The sequence below is a fragment of the Enterococcus sp. DIV2379 genome (assembly GCF_050542965.1).
Classification (GTDB): Bacteria; Bacillota; Bacilli; order Lactobacillales; family Enterococcaceae; genus Enterococcus_D; species Enterococcus_D entomosocium.
Genome location: NZ_CP172938.1, coordinates 1,551,175 through 1,569,755, shown reverse-complemented (window position 1 = coordinate 1,569,755; position 18,581 = coordinate 1,551,175). Strand labels below are relative to the sequence as shown.

The following is an 18,581-nucleotide window of genomic DNA, read 5'->3' as shown; positions in this document are numbered from 1 at the left end:
TTTTTTAGGTTTTTGCTACGTTACAATTTGATTTTGTTGATATCGTCTGTGATGACCCAATCGTCCATATTTTTTTCACGATTGTACTGAAATGGCGTTATTTCTTCTAATTCAGCGATTTCATAGACCGCTAGATACTTTTTCCCTGCCCAACGATCGACTTGCTTTTTCGATAGATTCAACTCTTTTTCATAGCGTTCTACAAAATCTATGGATTCTTCTTTCGTCATCTTTTCAGATTCAGTCACATTGGCAATGATGCCCCGATGAGTGATGGTCAAATCGCCGCCGGTCTCCACAAAATAAACAAGATCGTTGATTTTGGCTCTTCCTCCTAAGGGTGATTTTCTGCCAGCTGCCCCCCGAATGATCATTGTTTTGTCGCCATGAATCAGTTTCTCAAGCTCTTTGGCTTCCTTATTTAAATAGACCAAATGTTCTGCCCGCCCAGCTTTTCCTTGATACCATTCTGCTGTTTTTGTCATAAGAAGTTCCTCTTTTCATATGAATTGTTTTTTAGCGTTGTCCATTCCATGCTGAATGGTTATTGGAACATTTTTTCAATCGTGCATAGGTGAGAGCTGCAACTGTTTCGATTGATGAATGAATAAAAACATTTGTGCAAAGGCATCTGGGATACCGCATTGGTCAAATGTTTCCGCATCTTCTTTCGTTTCGAACTTGGTGATGTCAGCCCAAGTTTCTCAATCTACTAATCATTCAAAAGAAAGGTATCCTCTTTGTTTGAAAATGTATTCACGGTTGAATTGTTCAACGACTGGAACAAATTCTGCTGTTGAAGCACCTTTTATTAATTTGTATAAGTTATGAAATGCAACCTGTCCCATCGTGTGTTCCTCCTTTCCGATTCCCTCAAGAAACAGAGCATTTAAACAACTAATAGTCGTCGATTCAACATTCGAATGACTTTTTAACATCCCGTTGTATTTTTCCCTATAATTTCTAAACAGTTGTAACAAAAAGTCCGTTCATCTGAAGAGCATCCGATACTAAAACGATCACTCAATCACTTCCCCTAAAAGCTTGTCGTGGGGAACGATCAAACATTTCTCGATTGCTTTCCAATAGCTTTCATACAGCCTTTTTTGGGCTTTGCCATAATTTTCTTCGCTATCAAACTCCCAATAGTGGGCATATTTCACACATTTTATGACTCTTGTCAATGGATCTGGCAGGCGACCTTCCTTGATGGTACTCATTTCTTTGATGTAATGGGTTCGTTTCATTAATCGAAAGAACATAGCTCCCTCCATGGCCTTCATTGCCTCTGTTGCTTCTTGCATGATTGCTTCAAAGGTATCGACTTCACTTGGTTTCACTTGATAGATACTGATTTCTGAAAACACTCCTACCGCTCCTTTCGCTTGTGATTTTCTTCTCAATTATAGTATACCAAGTTTACGACGGTGATTGTTTGGTCATTTTATTCATTTCTTATTTATCTTCCGTTTATTATTCATTTAGCCACCTATATGTGGTACCAAATTGCTAGATTATAAATTCATAAAACGAGTAGCCAAGTTTTCTCAATAGGTCCCTGCTTGTCGCGATCAAGAAAGGATTCATAAAGCTGTTACCTACAAAAAAGCAGTCGGCTTATGACAGCGGACTGCTTTTACTTATTGCTCGTTATTGAAATAGAAATGGTTTAAGCTCTGTCTCGATAAAGTTGATTCGATCAAAGACAGTTGGCTTAAAATAAGCCGTAATAGCAATGACGCAATCTGATTCGGGATCAATATAAAGGACATTTCCGCTATTACCGATGGCGGCATAGGTACTTTTCTCAGTTTCCAAAATCCACCACAAATATCCATAACTCATGTTTTGAAATTTCTCTGTGTTTGTCTCTAGCGGATTGACCATTTCAGTGAGCCATTGTGAGGAAATCACTTGTTTCCCTTGATGGATGCCTTGGTTCAAGCATAGCTCACCGATTTTGGCTAAATCTTTTGCTGAAAGGCATAGCCCGTAACCTGCTGCCCCAATATTTAAAGGATCGCAAAACCAAACTGGTTTTTTTGGTGCCTTGCTCATTGTAAAGTGCTTATGTTCTTGTGCCGTTTCCGCATAATAATTGGTTATTTCGGCTACACCAAGAGGGCGAAATAAATAATGGTTCGCATAATCAACGGTCGTCATTCCAGAAGCTTTCGCTAACAAACCAGTGAGGATCTGCAGACAAACGGTTTGATAATTGAATTCATTTGTCACTCCTTTTCTTCCTCCCAATAAATCAAGGGAGGCGCTGGTCCAGTCGTCGCTCGAACAAACCTTTGTCCATGGATCACCTTTGCATTTATACGGGGCTCGCATCGTTAATAGGTGTTTGATGGTAATATCGTGAATCGTTTTTTCGCCCCGTTTTACGGGATAGTCTGGAAAATAATCGAGTACTTTGTCATTGACACTCCTGATGAGGCCTTGATCTATCGCTATTCCGACTAGTAGAGAAACGATACTTTTCGTAGCGGACATAAGGTGGCAAGTATCGTCTGGCTTATACTCATGCCATTCATCCGAGTAAACTTCCTTTCCATTTTGGTAGGCAGAAATTTGGCAAATATTGGGCTGGTTTTTACTGATACATGCATGCAGTTCTTGTCTGTTCATTTGTGAAGTCTCCTTTCAAAGATAAGCATAATACCATTAAAAATTGTTTTCAATGTTATTTTTAAAATTGTTTTTGAAAGGACTTTTAAAAGACTACTAGCGATGGATAAACAAAAAAAGGCCTCAGTGACAGAGGTACCTTACTTAAAACTTTCGAATATCGATTTTTGATTTCTATCCAGTTTTTTTGCGAGGATCGTTATCAACAATTCTTCTAATGCCGAAATAGTGGCGATGGTCCCCAAAATCAAGACAACAATTCTTTCATGGAATACGATGAGCAGCAATGGAAAAATACATAAAAGAAATCCGACTGCTTTGTTGAGCCATGTATGCAGACTGCTAAAAGACTGAAATTTTACATAGCCAATCAGATAACTGACGAAGCGGATGATAGCGATCACCAAGATCCAAACCATGATCGTTTGGGTTTCCAAAAGCTGCGGTAGAAAAGAAAGAAAGACAGCGAGAAAAAAGCTTACATCTGCGAAACTATCTAGTAAGGCACCGACCTCACTCGTGAGGTTCATCCTTCTTGCTAGTAGCCCATCGACAAGGTCACTTAAAAAACAATAGGAATAAAGCAGCCAAAACCAGCCAGACATTGGCTGAAGGAATAGTAAAAGTGGTGCTAGAATCAGTCGAGAAGTAGTAATGATATTGGGTAATTGCTTCATTTGTTCCCCCTGAGATACATTTTCTGAATACCTAAGATTGTTGCAAGTTTTTTAAAGAAGCTCAGAAACGTTAAAATGTTCTTTCTTCTAAGCATTTCGGAGATGCCCCCTATCAAAGTCTCACAGCTAGTCCCTAATGCTCCTATAAAAATCGTATCCGTTCTGTACTATCTGGTATCTGATTCCGAACCTTTATCCATCGTCCTGCTCGGTAAACCTCGTATTCTTCAAAGCGGCAAGGCAGCCCTTTTGCATGGGCGATATCGTTACTGTCCATCACTTGAAAATGCAGATGAGGCGAAGTCGAATTGCCGGAATGACCGACATTGCCAATCACCATCCCTTTGGTGATTTTTTGTCCTACGGAAACTTTGATGGATCCTTTTTGCAAATGGACGAATGCCATATATACGCCCTCAGAAGCTTTTATCACAATGTAGTTGCCAGCTATTTGTTGATACTCATCTTTTTGTTCATTAAAAAACAAGCCATTTTTTAAAGCAATCGAAAAATCTACAACCCAATGAACGACTTTGCGTTCCCGATAGCCCTCTCTTACAACAATCACTTCACCATAACAGGGTGAATAGATTTCTTTGCCCCAACAATAACAGTTCTCAAGGGGAACTCCTAAGAAGAAATAGCGCAGAAAGCTTCGGTCGTGAAAAGCTTTTGTTTTCCCCTCAAAATCGACTTGTAAAAAATCAAACGCATAACGTAACCCCATTCGATCGGTGCCATGACTAGGAATCTTCTTGGCTGGTGTAGTCGGCGCAAGCCACTCACCTCTTAAGGGAAATTCAATGGTTATCGGCTGCTCTTTCATAGGACTTTCTCCTTTTTGGATCACATGATCTCTTTTATTTGGAAATGACTATCAGCCTCGCGGCAATCTATACCTGTGCTTTACTCCTTTTCACTATAGGTCACCTAAGCCTTTTTTTCAACTCTAAAAAAGTGGGCTAATAGGAGTAGCTAAAAAAAAACACCTCAATCATATAGTGATTCCAAAAAGTTAGATCAAAAATTCTAACTTCTAGAAGTCGCTTCATGGATGAGGCGTTCTCACATTCTATTTTACTGTAGGTCCTGTCGGTGACGACTCGTTCGACTAACTTTTTTTAACGGCTATTGTTTTCGCTCCACAAGTCGGTAGTAGACTCTTGCAGTGATGAAATACACCATTAAATAGATCATTGTAAACAGCAGAACAGAGATAATCGATACCGTGATCAATAAGTTGCGATCTGTCAGACCAAAAAGAAGCAACAACTTCCGAATCATCGGCAAAGCAAATGCGAGATGGATGATCGCTGCCGCCAATGGAAATGAGAAAATCATCAAGACTTGCTGCTGGATCACTTGTTTGACTTCCTTATGGCTTAACCCAACTTTTTGCAAGATCTCGAAGCGTTCTTTGTCCTCCATCCCTTCGGAAACTTGTTTATAATAAATGATCAATGCGGCAGCTAAAATAAAGACCACACCAAAAATCAAGCCTAAGAAGAAGAAGCCGCCGGTAAAGGTTTTGGTCTCACCTTCAAAAAGATCTTTTGACTGAACACTCGCATGAGCATCTGCTGCCAGAAGTTCGCTGCGAATCTCTTTTGCGATCGCTTCGCGATCGCTTGCTTCTGCTGCTTGAAAATTAAAGACTGTTGTTGTCATTGGTTGCTGGTAAAGTTGAAAATCTTCTTTTTGATACCAAGAGCTTAGCTTTTCAGTAAGCCACTGATCATCCGCCACAAGAACAAGATGCTGAACCGGGTTTTCTGTTTTCGTGAATGTTGGCAGTTCCTTCAATTCCCGCAAACGAAATTGACGATCATCGATCGTGGTCTTTTCTGGTAATGCTTGTTGGGTCCAAGTTGCGGGAAAAACAAATAATTCATCTTCAGCAGGTCCTGTTTTCCCGCTGATTTCATGGTATTCAGACCTGGTAAGAAAAGTAAGGTACACGGCTTTATCTAAACTATCACTATTTTCTTCAAAAGTGGTTGAAGGAACAAAGTTTAGGCCCTCAAAGGTAAAAAGCAATGGTCTTGTTGTAGTGACTTGCTGGCGCTCTTTGATCGTTAGCTTCTCTTCAAGTCCATCAATCACTGTGTTGATTTGCTGGGAATCAGCCGCTGACTCAATTTGAACATCGTATGGAAAACGAGTTTCGATCACATTCTTTTGTCCAAAGTAAAGACTGGCGGTCGTAGCAACTGTCACTAACACCATCGTTGATAAAATACAAATACTTGCTAAACCAGCCGCATTTTGCTTCATCCGATACAGCATGGTAGAGATATTGATAAAATGGGTCGTTTGATAATAATAGGTCGTTCGTTTTCTTAAAAACTGCAATGCTTTGATACTACCAGCAATAAACAACAGATAGGTAGCCAAGATTACGAGGATGACGGCGACAAAGAACAGGCCTAAGGCACTGATGGGAGACTTGATCGTCACAGAGATCGTATAGCCCGCCACTAAACAAAGGACACCTAATAGTGCTAAAATGCCTTTCGCGCGAGGCTCTTTTTCATTACGCTTGCTTCCCTGTAGTAATTGAAGTGGATTGGTTTTGCGTACTTGCAACAGGTCAAATAAAAATAGACAACCAAACACGCACATAAAATAGAGGATCACAAATCCAATGCTCTCAAATGAAAGTTTAAAAACAAAGAATTCACCTACGGCTAAGATTTTCTTCAGAATCAAAAATCCTAATCGTGCAAACAATAAGCCGCTGATCAACCCGGCCGCAAGACTAATAAGAAAACTGTAAAAGAGTTCCCAAAAGACCACGAAGGCTATCTCGCGTTTTCCTAGTCCCAAAACATTGTAGAGACCAAATTCTTTTTTTCGCTGCTTGATCAAAAAGTTATTGGTGTAAAAGGAAAAGATCGCCGCAAAGATCATCAGGATGATATTTCCTAAATGAAACATGAAAATGGCGCTTTGACTACTAGGAAGTTCCTTCATCCCCGGATTATTCACGATGATTTGCGTCATCATCAAAACAGCTACCAAGAAACTCATGGATACTAAAAAGGGTGTGTAGGCTTTGGCATTTTTACGTAAATTGGAGAAGGCGATTTTTTGAAAGAACATTCGTTACTCCTCCTTCGCAAAAACAGCAGTCATTGTTTCGGCGATTGCTTCTAGAAAAGCGGTATCACTCCGTTCTCCTCGATACAACTGGTGAAATACATACCCGTCTTTGATAAACAAGACGCGTTGTGCGCGACTGGCTGCGATCGAACTGTGGGTGACCATCACGATCGTCTGTCCGTTTTGATTGATCTGCTGAAATAATGTCAGTAGTTGATCAGAGGTTTTCGAATCCAGCGCTCCGGTTGGCTCATCTGCTAATAGCAGTTCTGGTTTTGTGATGATCGCTCGTGCGACGGCAACACGTTGCTTTTGTCCGCCAGACAATTCATACGGGTAATGCTGCAATAAATCGGCGATCCCTAAAGTTTGTACAATAGGCTGAAGCTGCAATTCCATTTGTTTGACGCAAACTTTCGATAAAACTAATGGCAATAAAATATTGTCCTTTACCGTAAAAGTGTCCAATAAATTAAAGTCTTGAAAGACAAAGCCTAAGTGATCCCGTCGAAAACTTGCTGCATCTTTTTCTTTGATGGTGGTCAAATCGATGCCATTCAGCTGCATCTCACCCGCTGTCGGTTGGTCTAACGTCGCCATCAAGTTCAGTAGCGTACTCTTCCCCGAACCTGATTCCCCCATGATGGCTACATATTCCCCTTCTTCTACCTTAAAGGTGATATTCTTCAACGCTTCGACGGGTTGCCCATTCAGCTGGCTTTGATAGATTTTTTTTACTTGTTGAATGTTTAAAAGTGTCATCTTGTTCCCTCCTTCCTTTTTAGAATAAGCTGACTGGCAGAAAAAAGCGACTTACAATAAAAACCGCAAACTTACAGTGTTGAAAGTTTGCGGCTATCGGTTATTTGTGGTGGGAAAATGAAGTGTGACGATGGTTCCCTGTCCCACTTCAGAATCAATCGCTAAACGGCAGCCGATTTTTTCAGCCGCTTGTTGACTCATATATAAGCCTAGCCCGCTCGCTCGTTGCTGAAAGCGACCATTTTGTCCCGTATATCCTTTCTCAAACACCCTTGGCAAGTCTTCCTTACGAATACCAATGCCGCTATCTTGAATCACTAAGGCATTGTCTTTAGTGAAAACATTAATGCCACCGGTTTCAGTATACTTCAAGCTGTTGAAAAGAACCTGTTCAAAAATAAAAATGAGCCACTTTCGATCAGATGTCACCGTCAAATCCACTGCCATATCCAGTTGCAGATTCTTTTTCGAGAAAAACAAGGCATACTTTTTGATTGTTTGACGAACAAGGGGCTCTAAAGCAATCGACTCAAAGACAAAATCATCATTCGCTAAATTTTGTCGCAAATAATTCAACATCATTTGCAAGTAATCGTTCACCTTAAATAATTCCGCTTTGACCTCCGTCGGTGACAGGGTATCGCTTTGAACCAAAAGATCCAACGCCGCTAGAGGCGTTTTGATTTGATGAAGCCACAAGCCGAAATCTTCATAAATTTCTTCATTTTTCACGGTCGCTTTGTATTCAGACAGAGTTTTTTCTTTTGCCATCTGCCTAAGAAGCGTTTGATACTCGTCTTCTAGCCGATTTCGAGTGGTCGGCAAGAACGCCAACGCCGCTTCCGTCATACGTTCTTTTCTTAATAAATGCTGTAGCTGCTTTCTTTTTTGTGCGTAACGAAAATAATGAAAAAGGGAAAGACCTCCTAAAATCACCCCTGAAAAAACCGCATAGTCAATGAAGGGTTCTAATGGAAGGCTGTGAAGAAAGAATAACCCTAGTAGACCCGCACTAAATAGCAGGTAAACGAGATAAAACTTTCCATACAACACGAAATATTCTTTCACATTAGTCATAGGCGTGTTCCTTTTCTATCAAATAGCCTTTATTCTTTACCGTTTGGATCAAATCGGATAGTTCGATCTGGCTCAATTTTTTTCGCAAACGAGTCATATTGACTGCTAATGTATTGTTATCGATGAACTCTTCACTATTCCAGAGCATTTCAATGATGGTCTCTTTGGCTACGATCTTCCCTCGATGCTGCAAAAGCAAGGAAAGAATCCGAGCTTCATTTGGAGAAAGCGGCAACTGTTCCCCCTGATTTTTTAATACATTTTCTGTTGGATAAAAGGTTACTTGCCCTATGTCAAAGGTCAGCGCTTGTTGGTGGCTATACTGATAGCTGCGCCGTAGCAACGCTTGGATTTTTGCCAAAACGAAGGCTAAATCAAAGGGTTTTGTTAAATAATCATCCGCCCCCATGTTCATCGCCATGATTTGATTCATCTGCTGATCCATCGACGAAAGAAAAATGATCGGTACTTCTGACTCCTTGCGAATTTCTTGGCACCAATGATACCCATTGTAATAAGGCAAGGAGATATCTAAAAGAACGAGATCAGGTTTGATGTCGTGAAACTCTTGCAAGAGTTCAGCAAAATTCTTGGCCGAATGGCATTCGTATCCCCACTGCTGCAAATAATCGGCTAAAACAGAGACGATCGTCGCATCATCTTCAACCAGATAGATTTTTTGCATGTCTTTCTCCCCTCTGTTGATTATTCGGTCGGTTCTTTAGAGACAGTGTACCAGAAAAGAAAAAGAATCGTCTAGATGGAGGAACATTCCAAAGGACTGTTTTTTCCTTAATCTTCTGCCAAGTGAGCAAGGATTTCTTGGTACCGTCGGGTGGCGAAGGAACTAATTTGTCCTTTTTTACAAAAATTCAGTTTCCCCAGTTTTGGTACAACCCGTTCTACAATAACATTGCCATTTTTAACTTTCGATTCAAACTGCTGCAAAGCCTCCAGAAACCGTGCGTCTTTTCTGGCAGAAGGATAAAAAGACAAGACATACAGATAATAAAAAAGATTGTACCCTCTAAAGGGGTATTCTGTCTGCATAAACAATGTGCCCATTCCGTAATGACAGGGACTGATTGGCTGACGAATCTCCCAATGAGCAAGCAAGCATTCGATTGCTTGATTAAGTGTTTCCATCTGTTCACGATCATGAGTATATCGAAAGGCATCAAGGACCGTTAACGTCGTCATCGGGGTTGAATAGCGGGTCTCCGGGCCGCGACCAAAACTGTATTTATTGCACTTCCAGCCGCCATCTGTTTCCTGAGTATCAAGAAAATAGTGAAAGGTCTGTTGTAGCCGCGGGTCCCTTGCGTAACCAAGAGCACACAGCGTTCGCAAAGCCAGCGCTGTATGACAGGGATAAATCCCCCCTGATGGCGAAATTTTAAATCTGCCATCTTCTCTCCATCCTTGAAAGATCAATGCAGCGGTCTCTTTTAATAAGTTCTCCTCAGGCGACATACCAAGTTCAAGCAAATAATGAGGACACTCTAAGGTTGTAAAGGGTGCTCCTTTCAGTAATTTATGGTCTGGCGTCGACCATAAATCGGCGCCATGATCATATTGACGGGAAATGATCGCTTCGATATCTTGCTGAACCGTCTGATCCATATTGTTCCTCCTCCATTTCTTAAGTGCCCTGCAATCAACGCAACAATCCTTATTGACCCACAATGCAACAGCTTCTAGAATGATAAAATCGACGTTTTTCAACACATGAGTTAGATTTTTGTATTCGAATTGTCCAAATAAATTTTAGGAACCAACGAGTTTTTCAGGATGGACGTACTTAAAACAAGAGTGTACAGATTTTCCTGATGACAGGTTCTAAAAAAGTTTCTCTCTAAACTCGCCTGATTATGCTAGCCCCTTAATGAAAGATCACCTTAATAAGAACGCGCTCACGCAATAATTTAATGCCACACTCTTCTAGTTAAAGGAATCAGGCATAATGAAATAGCTCAAAACGAATGCCTTCTGGGCTTTCAAAGAATAAGGCATAGTAGTTAGGAGCGATGCGCTCTTTGTACTCCATTGGTCGATCGTGAAGGATCTTTACCCCTAAGGTTTTTATTTTGGGAAAGATCGCATCTACTACTTCGCGGCTTTCCGCCTTAAACGCCATGTGCTGAACCGAGCCAGGTTTTCTTGAATCGATTTTCTCCTTCTTCCATTCTTTTCGTGGGGAACAAATACCGAAATCAAATGAATCCCCTATATATTCTACTACTTCCATCTCGGCATGTTCTAAATACCCAGAATATTTCTTCTGAAGGTCGAAACCTAATAGTGCAAATAATTGATCATAAAAACCTTCTGCTTTTTTTACATCATTGACTGTGATTTGGATATGGTGAAACTGAATGTTCATAATCGCTCCTTTCTGGCTAACAAAGTAAGTGTTTCAGGAAGAAAAGCCGCTTGCGGAAGTTTGATTCAATGGAATTAGCTAGGAAACTCATTTAATGTAGAAATCACATTTTCCATTGCCTTTGCTACCTCTTTAGGCAACTTATTATAGCCATCATTTTCTGTTTCTTGAGCCAAAATAAAGTCCAGCCGTCCTTGCATCCGCTCTCTTAAATGAGAAACATAGGAGGCATCTTGAAAATCGACTTTAAAGCCTGTTACTGGCAGGAAACTCATTTCGGTGATCCCACCGAAATTTTTAAATTCAGCCTCGCCTTCCACAATTTTTTCAATCGATGTTAGTGTGACTTCAGGCGTGACTTTCTTGCCTTTGTAAAAGCCTGTATTTAGAATGTAACAAGCCGTTTGGTTTTCTTTAAACAAGTGCATGAAATGGGCAAAATCTTCCCCTAAAGGATAGACCCTAAATGGATTGGCATAAGGTTCGATGACCAGTTTATCTATATCCGTGGTCTCGACAATATGTTCAGCTGTCGTGCGCTTCGTAGCTAAGGTCAAACCAAAAACAGCGGCTAAAATCGGATCGTCAATTTTTACTACAGGAGGTAGCGTGTCATCTTTCATGATCCAAAATACTGCATCGATCGGCGAATCTAAATGATCCACCCGGTTAGGTGTGACATACCGTGATTTGACGGTTCGACCATTCCCGTTACGAATATCTTGGGTGACGATGACCTTTTTTCCTTCCTCGTCTAAAGTAACCCCAACATTTTGACAGGTGATAAAGTAGCGGACATTTGGGTTGGTTAATGGATAGTCTTGCGTTTTATCAAAATAAGAAGGCTCCAGAGCAGTGGACGCACCATTTGTTTGATTGATCACAAACGCATCGTCATGCAGAACCTTGATATCATATTTGCCATCATGTTCTGCCAATGTAATGGTCGATTTTCCTGATCCTGAAAGACCAAAAGCAGCTATCGTAAATGTTCGATTCGGTAGCTGATATTGCTTCATTCCTCCATGACACGCCACAAAGCCATTGCGATGCGCGGTAGCCCAAGCCAAAGTTAATGTCGCTTTTTTCAATTCACCAAAATAGTTTAAGCCTAAGACTGCCGCAACATTGTGTTCAGGATCAAAGAGAGACAGCCCATAAGGAAAATCAGGATGTGTCCAGTCCGGATCAGCGTACAAGAAAATATCTGTCTCTGGATAGTTCTTGGAATGTTGATACCTTTCCTGCCATGATTTCGTCAGCATTTGAAAATTCAACAAATAAGAATAAAAATTGGTTTCATAGTACTCTGGTAGCAACAGGTGTGCTTTGACCATAAACGCTTCGTCTAACCCTACAACAACTTCACCGCCATAGAATTTTTTACGTGTCCCTTGAAATAAAGCATCTCTTAAAATCCCTTCATACAATTTTCGATCAATCCCGGGATGTCCGATGATGCGTCGAGCTGCCGCTGTCCGTCCAACAACTTTTCCGTCATTAAACACGATGACTTTAGCATCCTCCGGTAGTCCTAACTCCTTGGTGTGTGTGACCGGCATATCCGTAAGAATAGCGCCAGAAGATTCTTTTGCTAAGCGATAGGCCGTGGCTAGATCATGAATCCAAGTGACATTGTTCCCATAAAAAGCTGACTCTATCAACACTTTAAAACTCGACAAATGCGTATTCTGCGGTGTAATCTCTTTGTGTGAAAATGCACGAATCGTTGCCATGTGTAATCCCTCCTAACAAAAATTTTCTATTCACTACGTTTATTATAATACTTTCTAATCACCACACGCCATATTTTTATACACATTAACTATAAATTGCCGATAAACCATTTTGTTAAAGGATTTGGATCTCTGCATATTTGAAGCTTCACTGCTTTTTGCATTGATTTTTTCCCCGCTCATCAATAGTGAGAAAGAACAAAAAAACTGGCACAGAAAGAGTATCTTTCAGTTCCAGTTTCTGGTTTTATATTTCATCCATTCTAAACGTCACAATCGACGTAACTAGATAGACAGATGGGTTTTAGTTGCTTATTTCTCAATTGACTTGCTTTCTCTAGTAACTTTGCTATCGTAAGATTTTATGACATTTACCATAAAAAGAATTCAAAATCAAAATTGCTGAAAAAACTTGTTGTTTCTTAACCACGTTCTAACAACACGACACACTCTACATGGGTCGTTTGTGGGAACAAATCAACAGGTTGGACTTCTTTTGTCACATACCCTTCTTCCGCAAATAACGCGAGGTCACGAGCCAAAGTTGCTGGATTGCAGGAAATGTAGACGATGCGCTCTGGTTTAACCGCAGCAGTCGTTTCGATAAAGCTAGCATCTAAACCTTTGCGAGGTGGATCAACGAAGACGACTGTCGGTTGAATGCCTTCGCGTAGCCATTGCGGCATGATTTTTTCGGCTTTACCGATAAAGTAATGCACGTTTTCGACACCATTTCTTTTGGCATTGGCTTTGGCATCGTTCACTGCTTCAGGAATGACTTCCATCCCTAACACTTCTTTCACGCGATCAGCCAAACTAATCCCGATCGTTCCGATTCCTGCATAAGCATCCACAACGACATCATTTTCAGACAGTTGCGCCATCTCGAAGGCGGTTTGATACAAGACTTCTGTTTGCGCTGTGTTGACTTGGTAGAAAGATTTCGCTGAGATTTGGAAGGTTTTACCTAATAATTGATCATCGATCGATGACTTGCCATACAACACACGCTCGAATTCCCCCATGATCACATTGGTTTTTTCTTCATTGATGTTTTGAATGACAGAAACAACTTCTGGAATCTCTTCGTGGATCACTTCCGCGATTTCTTCTCCTTTGAAGAATTTCGGTTTACGTGTCACTAATACGACCATCATTTCACCTGAGTGATGCCCACGACGAACGACAATGTGGCGTAAGAACCCTTCATGGGCTTCTTCATTGTAGGCTTTGACATTGAACCGCTGCAAAATATCTCTGACTTTGATGATTGCTTGATCGATGTTTGGATCTTGAATATAAAAGTCTTCGATCGGTACCAGAGTATGGCTGTTTTTGCGGTAAAATCCAGTCGTTAATTCCCCATGGATTTTTTGCACAGGGATTTGCGCTTTGTTGCGGTAACCAAATGGTTTTTCCATTCCGATTGGCGCATTGACTGTGATTTCAGGCAATTTGGCGATTTTAGCCAAAACATTCTCTACTTGCTGCTGTTTGAAGGCTAATTGTTTGTCATAGCTCAAATGACTCAATGGAGCGATCCCGGTGCGCAACAATGCTTCATTCGGCAATTCTTGCCGATCAGGACTTGCTTGCAACAATTTCATCACTTTGGCAAAACCAAATTTGTTGCCGACTTTCAACACTTTGACTAAGGCACGTTCATTTGGCAGGGTGTTTTCAATAAATAATAAGTACCCATCGACTTTGGCGATCCCATTTCCTTCATGGGAAAGATCCAAAATATCAACTTCAAGTTCCTGATTCTTTTTAACAGGATAATTTTTCATAGATTTCTCCTTTGTGCTTGCTTTCTTCATTTTAAAAAGGAATGGCCGAAATTGCAAGCGGTGTTTATTCTAACGGTTCAACTTGACTTCGAGCAAAAAAGAACCGAAGGAGGGAAATCGGCTGATTGCTTTTTCTGGGTCCTGCGGCGAAGAGCCGCTGCAACACAGGAGCAATCCCTTTTCCATCCTTCGGAAAATCGAACAGATCAGAAGTGTTTAAAACTTTTGATCACTGTTTTAGTTATCAGTTATTTTTCTTTTTCTGTGATTTTTCCCGTTCGCTCTTGTTCAAGATTTGTTTTCTTAAACGAATGCTTTCTGGTGTTACTTCACAGTATTCATCATCATTCAAGAATTCCAGTGATTCTTCCAAAGAAAGAATACGAGGTTTCTTGATAACTGAGGTTTGGTCTTTGTTTGCAGAACGGACGTTGGTCATTTGTTTTGCTTTCGTGATATTGACCGTTAAGTCTTTGTCACGAGAGTTTTCACCAATGATCATTCCTTCGTACACTTCGGTACCTGGTTCAACGAAGACCGTTCCACGTTCTTCAATACTCATGATCGAGTAAGTCGTTGCTTTTCCTGTATCGATCGATACAAGTGCGCCTTGATGACGGCCACCAATTTGTCCTTGGATCATTGGCAAATATTGATCGAAGGTGTGGTGCATGATGCCGTAGCCGCGAGTCATTGATAGGAATTCTGTCGTGTAACCGATCAAGCCACGAGCTGGTGCCAAGAAAATGATCCGTACTTGTCCATTCCCTGTATTGATCATATCTTGCATTTCTGCTTTACGCATTCCCAATGATTCGATTACTGATCCCATGTATTCTTCTGGGGTATCGATTTGCACCCGTTCAAATGGTTCGCATTTCACGCCATCGATTTCGCGTTCGATAACTTCTGGACGAGAAACTTGCAATTCAAAGCCTTCACGACGCATATTTTCGATCAAAATTGACAAATGAAGTTCGCCACGTCCAGAAACGATCCATGAATCAGGTCCGATTGGATCCACACGCAATGAAACGTCTGTTTGCAATTGCGCCATTAAGCGTTCTTCAATTTTACGAGCGGTTACGAATTTTCCTTCGCGACCCGCAAATGGTGAATTGTTCACGATAAAGGTCATTTGCAAAGTTGGTTCATCAATGTGTAAAACAGGTAATGAATCTTGATGATCGATTGGTGTAACAGTTTCACCAACGAAGATATCTTCCATCCCAGAAACAGCAATCAAATCACCGGCTTTGGCTTCTTGGATTTCCAAACGTTTCAAACCGAAGAAACCGAAAAGTTTCGTCACACGGAATTTTTTAACTTCTCCGTTTAATTTCATCAATGCAACTTGGTCGCCGACTTTGATTGATCCGCGGAAGACACGGCCAATACCGATACGTCCAACGTAGTCATTGTAATCAAGCAATGATACTTGGAATTGCAATGGTTCGTCGCTGTTGTCGATTGGCGCTGGAATATGTTCGATGATCGTATCAAACAATGGTGCCATCGTTTTTTGTTGATCAGCAGGATCATCTGATTCACTTGAAGTTCCATTGATCGCAGAAGCGTAGATCACTGGGAAGTCCAATTGGTCATCGTCGGCACCTAATTCAATAAATAGTTCTAAGACTTCATCGACAACATGCTCAGGACGAGCAGATGGTTTGTCGATTTTGTTGACAACTACGATTGGCACTAAGTGTTGTTCCAACGCTTTTTTCAATACGAAACGTGTTTGAGGCATCGTTCCTTCATAAGCATCAACAACCAAAACAACACCATCGACCATTTTCATGATCCGCTCTACTTCACCACCAAAGTCCGCGTGTCCTGGGGTATCCATGATATTGATTTTTGTACCGTTGTATTCAACCGCTGTATTTTTCGCTAAGATCGTGATGCCACGTTCTTTTTCGATCGCATTTGAATCCATCGCCCGTTCTTGTAATTGGGTATGGCTATCTAACGTTTGGGATTGTTTCAATAATTCATCAACTAATGTAGTTTTTCCGTGGTCAACGTGGGCAATAATAGCGACGTTGCGGATATCATTTCTAATATTCAATTTATAAACTCCTTTTTTGGTGACATTGCACTCGACAAGCCATTATACCAGAATTTCTTTCTGAAATATAGTGCAAAGTTTTCATTTTTACAGAAAAAACCAGATATTAATAAAATATCTGGTTTTTTTCTTATTGATTAACGATCGCCAATAATTCTTCAAAAGCTTTCGGTGTACCGCCGATAAACAATTCCCGTCCATTCAAGGATAGCGGCTCTCCTTTGATGTTTGCCATTTTTAATCCAAGGGTTTCTAACAAAACGCCCCCTGGCGCATAATCCCATGGCGCAAGATGAGAAAGATAGCCTGCTCTTTGTCCTTTAGCGAGGGCGATCAACTCTACCCCAGCACATCCAGTCATACGAATGCCTAATGCTTTGTCACTGACTTCAGTTTCGTGGTGGCGGTTATGGATCAACATGGGTGAATTCAAGCCAACGAGACCCTCGGATAAGGCAATATCTTTCGGCGGTTCGATCTTCTTGCCATTGTTATAAACACCAATCTCTGGACCCCCCCATAAGAATTCATCTTTCATGACATTATAGACAAAACCAAAGCGCCCTTTGCCCTCTTCGTAGATCGCGATCATGATACAAAAGTTTTCTTTTTCCAACACGAAATTCATGGTTCCATCGATCGGATCAATGATGAAGACCCGTCCACTCATGTCGGCAAGTGTATCCAGTCCGTTTTCTTCACCTAAAATTTTGGCATCCGGATCATAGGATTGGATCTTACCAATCAGAAAATCTTGCGTGGCTTTATCCAATTCTGTCACTAAGTCTTTCCGTCCTGATTTTGTCTCGACCACCAAGTCTTCTTTATTTAAATTGCCTTTGATCCTTTCGCCTGCAGCGATCATCCACTGGCGAACTTCATTAACGATTTCATGCATTCGTTGATCTACCCTTTCATTTTTAGTTTTCCCTCAGTCTTTTTCGCTGCCTGCACGGCATGGTATAACGAATAGCCTGATAGTTCTTCAAATTCTCTACCTAAACGGCGTTCCTCGCCAATGCTGGGAACGACTTTCTTAAAGGCTTGATACGCCTCAAGAAACGTGCTGCTAGGAAGGCCTTTTTCATAGGCTTGTTCTAACCGTTCCCACATCTTCATGACGACGACCATTTCATCCGTCGACCAATCTAAGTCCAGAGGATATTGATAATCCCGCATATTACCACTCCTATTCATCTTATTCAGTGTACCACAAAATTGAAAATAGGTCAGAGCCTCCGCTGCAAAAAAGGTACATTCTGGCAATGAATGTACCTCTGGTTTACAAACTATTTGGATTTCTAGAAGCTGAACTCCATGAATCTCAAATAAGAAGGAAATTCCTTTGTTCTTTCAACGAGATCGCTGATTAAAAGATGACCGACTTCAAAAAGGTTCGTCTAGAAAAGCCCGCAAAAACAAAAAATTTTTAATGATAGCAATTGATTTCCACCACTGTTTACTAATGAAAAACTCTGGGTAATCTGTTCCCCATTGCCATGGAATGACAAATGATCCGTCTGCTTGTTGGTGTTCTAAAATTTCTTCGGCTTCTTTTTTACATATTTCTTCACTAAAAATCCCAAGCAGCTGCTCTCTTGTAAAGAAAAAATTTGAAGGTTTGCTGACATAAGATGTGAACCACTCTTCTGGCTCGTTTGAGACTGCATGGCGAATTTGCCAGAATAAGATCTCGCGAAAGCGTTCATTTGCTAAAACAGGCTGATACTGGATTTCTTCACAGTCTTGTAATAATTCTAGATAGACGACTAATGTGTGCATTTCACTGGTTGGCTCCTTAAGAAAACTTGCAACTGCTGTTTCGGCGATTTCTTGTGCTTTTTGATAGAGGGTCGTTTCCCCTGTTCTTAAGATCGTACCAGCTAGACTGACCGTTGGGTTGTCTGCTGGCACGCCCACAGGACTCTCCCACCAAATCGCATGCGGATAGGATACCGTTGACGGCACTTGGTTGAGCCATTTCCCTTCAGAAAATTCTTTTCCACTAGCTAAATACCTTAGAATCCCTTGGACTTGTGGATTTGACGAATGAAGGCATTCAAGCTCTCGTAAAATTCGACATGCCTCCCACACTGCAATCGGTGTACTATTGGGATTCCAATAATCAGGTTCCAAACCATGCCCATAACCACCATCTTCATTTTGGTAGACTTGTAACGCCTGTAATACAGCCTCGCGAGATCCATTTTCAAAATGGTACTGCCAACGAGCAAGGTCTAAAGGGCGCGCGTTTTTGTAAATAAATTTTCGTGCTTTTTCGAATGCTTCCATATCTTCGCCTCCTTTGGCTTTCTTTTATTATCGCTTACTCCCCTAATGATTACA

18 protein-coding genes are annotated in these 18,581 nt (G+C 41.0%); all 18 read right to left on the bottom strand.

Features of this window, described 5'->3' with window-relative positions; genetic code table 11:
• Positions 1–20 precede the first annotated feature (20 nt).
• Entirely contained in the window at positions 21–485 is a 465-nt protein-coding gene (locus tag IGI92_RS07230; RefSeq protein ID WP_008381399.1) for a hypothetical protein, read from the bottom strand.
• Between the two features lie 231 nt (positions 486–716).
• Entirely contained in the window at positions 717–848 is a 132-nt protein-coding gene (locus tag IGI92_RS07225) for a hypothetical protein (protein WP_008381400.1), read from the bottom strand.
• Between the two features lie 171 nt (positions 849–1,019).
• A complete protein-coding gene (locus IGI92_RS07220) occupies positions 1,020–1,367 on the bottom strand; it encodes a hypothetical protein (protein WP_430608379.1) in 348 nt (115 codons plus the stop codon).
• A 283-nt stretch (positions 1,368–1,650) separates the two neighbouring features.
• Positions 1,651–2,634: a serine hydrolase domain-containing protein gene (locus IGI92_RS07215; RefSeq protein ID WP_430608378.1), complete on the bottom strand. Its 984-nt coding sequence runs from the start codon at positions 2,632–2,634 to the stop codon at positions 1,651–1,653.
• Positions 2,635–2,774: 140 nt separating this feature from the next.
• Positions 2,775–3,311, bottom strand: a complete 537-nt coding sequence (locus IGI92_RS07210) for a CDP-alcohol phosphatidyltransferase family protein (protein ID WP_086372841.1) — start codon at positions 3,309–3,311, stop codon at positions 2,775–2,777.
• A 142-nt stretch (positions 3,312–3,453) separates the two neighbouring features.
• Complete coding sequence (locus IGI92_RS07205) at positions 3,454–4,137, bottom strand: M23 family metallopeptidase (protein ID WP_430608376.1); 684 nt, start codon at positions 4,135–4,137, stop codon at positions 3,454–3,456.
• A 302-nt stretch (positions 4,138–4,439) separates the two neighbouring features.
• On the bottom strand, positions 4,440–6,413 hold the full coding sequence (locus tag IGI92_RS07200; RefSeq protein ID WP_086317329.1) for an ABC transporter permease: 1,974 nt from the start codon (positions 6,411–6,413) through the stop codon (positions 4,440–4,442).
• 3 nt (positions 6,414–6,416) lie between these two features.
• Entirely contained in the window at positions 6,417–7,175 is a 759-nt protein-coding gene (locus tag IGI92_RS07195; protein WP_086332323.1) for an ABC transporter ATP-binding protein, read from the bottom strand.
• A gap of 93 nt (positions 7,176–7,268) precedes the next feature.
• Positions 7,269–8,252, bottom strand: coding sequence for a sensor histidine kinase (locus tag IGI92_RS07190; protein ID WP_086317327.1), 984 nt, complete (start codon positions 8,250–8,252; stop codon positions 7,269–7,271).
• Positions 8,245–8,937, bottom strand: coding sequence for a response regulator transcription factor (locus tag IGI92_RS07185; protein WP_086332322.1), 693 nt, complete (start codon positions 8,935–8,937; stop codon positions 8,245–8,247). The genes IGI92_RS07190 and IGI92_RS07185 overlap by 8 nt, the downstream gene beginning before the upstream one ends.
• Positions 8,938–9,044: 107 nt before the next feature.
• Complete coding sequence (locus tag IGI92_RS07180) at positions 9,045–9,875, bottom strand: prenyltransferase (RefSeq protein WP_430608374.1); 831 nt, start codon at positions 9,873–9,875, stop codon at positions 9,045–9,047.
• Positions 9,876–10,206: 331 nt separating this feature from the next.
• Complete coding sequence (locus IGI92_RS07175) at positions 10,207–10,635, bottom strand: VOC family protein (protein ID WP_086332321.1); 429 nt, start codon at positions 10,633–10,635, stop codon at positions 10,207–10,209.
• Between the two features lie 74 nt (positions 10,636–10,709).
• Positions 10,710–12,371, bottom strand: a complete 1,662-nt coding sequence (locus IGI92_RS07170; RefSeq protein ID WP_429946643.1) for a phosphoenolpyruvate carboxykinase (ATP) — start codon at positions 12,369–12,371, stop codon at positions 10,710–10,712.
• A gap of 422 nt (positions 12,372–12,793) precedes the next feature.
• Positions 12,794–14,161, bottom strand: a complete 1,368-nt coding sequence (rlmD, locus tag IGI92_RS07165; RefSeq protein ID WP_010749606.1) for a 23S rRNA (uracil(1939)-C(5))-methyltransferase RlmD — start codon at positions 14,159–14,161, stop codon at positions 12,794–12,796.
• Between the two features lie 244 nt (positions 14,162–14,405).
• The gene (gene typA, locus IGI92_RS07160) at positions 14,406–16,235 is read right to left on the bottom strand and encodes a translational GTPase TypA (RefSeq protein WP_005236363.1); all 1,830 of its coding nucleotides are present in this window, start codon (positions 16,233–16,235) and stop codon (positions 14,406–14,408) included.
• 130 nt (positions 16,236–16,365) lie between these two features.
• Positions 16,366–17,133, bottom strand: coding sequence for an inositol monophosphatase family protein (locus tag IGI92_RS07155; protein WP_086332319.1), 768 nt, complete (start codon positions 17,131–17,133; stop codon positions 16,366–16,368).
• Between the two features lie 8 nt (positions 17,134–17,141).
• Positions 17,142–17,414 (bottom strand): UPF0223 family protein, encoded by a 273-nt coding sequence (locus tag IGI92_RS07150; RefSeq protein ID WP_008381425.1) that lies wholly within the window; start codon positions 17,412–17,414, stop codon positions 17,142–17,144.
• Positions 17,415–17,621: 207 nt separating this feature from the next.
• Positions 17,622–18,527, bottom strand: coding sequence for a hypothetical protein (locus IGI92_RS07145; protein ID WP_005236371.1), 906 nt, complete (start codon positions 18,525–18,527; stop codon positions 17,622–17,624).
• Between the last annotated feature and the right edge of the window lie 54 nt (positions 18,528–18,581).

Excerpts from the sequence above, each read along its gene's own strand:
- IGI92_RS07180 (WP_430608374.1), bottom strand. The coding sequence starts at position 9,875 with ATGGATCAGACGGTTCAGCAAGATATCGAAGCGATCATTTCCCGTCAA.
- rlmD (WP_010749606.1), bottom strand. The coding sequence starts at position 14,161 with ATGAAAAATTATCCTGTTAAAAAGAATCAGGAACTTGAAGTTGATATT.
- IGI92_RS07155 (WP_086332319.1), bottom strand. The coding sequence starts at position 17,133 with ATGCATGAAATCGTTAATGAAGTTCGCCAGTGGATGATCGCTGCAGGC.
- IGI92_RS07175 (WP_086332321.1), bottom strand. The coding sequence starts at position 10,635 with ATGAACATTCAGTTTCACCATATCCAAATCACAGTCAATGATGTAAAA.
- IGI92_RS07145 (WP_005236371.1), bottom strand. The coding sequence starts at position 18,527 with ATGGAAGCATTCGAAAAAGCACGAAAATTTATTTACAAAAACGCGCGC.
- IGI92_RS07225 (WP_008381400.1), bottom strand. The coding sequence starts at position 848 with ATGGGACAGGTTGCATTTCATAACTTATACAAATTAATAAAAGGTGCT.
- IGI92_RS07195 (WP_086332323.1), bottom strand. The coding sequence starts at position 7,175 with ATGACACTTTTAAACATTCAACAAGTAAAAAAAATCTATCAAAGCCAG.
- IGI92_RS07230 (WP_008381399.1), bottom strand. The coding sequence starts at position 485 with ATGACAAAAACAGCAGAATGGTATCAAGGAAAAGCTGGGCGGGCAGAA.
- IGI92_RS07150 (WP_008381425.1), bottom strand. The coding sequence starts at position 17,414 with ATGCGGGATTATCAATATCCTCTGGACTTAGATTGGTCGACGGATGAA.
- IGI92_RS07185 (WP_086332322.1), bottom strand. The coding sequence starts at position 8,937 with ATGCAAAAAATCTATCTGGTTGAAGATGATGCGACGATCGTCTCTGTT.
- IGI92_RS07205 (WP_430608376.1), bottom strand. The coding sequence starts at position 4,137 with ATGAAAGAGCAGCCGATAACCATTGAATTTCCCTTAAGAGGTGAGTGG.
- IGI92_RS07215 (WP_430608378.1), bottom strand. The coding sequence starts at position 2,634 with ATGAACAGACAAGAACTGCATGCATGTATCAGTAAAAACCAGCCCAAT.
- IGI92_RS07190 (WP_086317327.1), bottom strand. The coding sequence starts at position 8,252 with ATGACTAATGTGAAAGAATATTTCGTGTTGTATGGAAAGTTTTATCTC.
- IGI92_RS07170 (WP_429946643.1), bottom strand. The coding sequence starts at position 12,371 with ATGGCAACGATTCGTGCATTTTCACACAAAGAGATTACACCGCAGAAT.
- IGI92_RS07210 (WP_086372841.1), bottom strand. The coding sequence starts at position 3,311 with ATGAAGCAATTACCCAATATCATTACTACTTCTCGACTGATTCTAGCA.
- IGI92_RS07200 (WP_086317329.1), bottom strand. The coding sequence starts at position 6,413 with ATGTTCTTTCAAAAAATCGCCTTCTCCAATTTACGTAAAAATGCCAAA.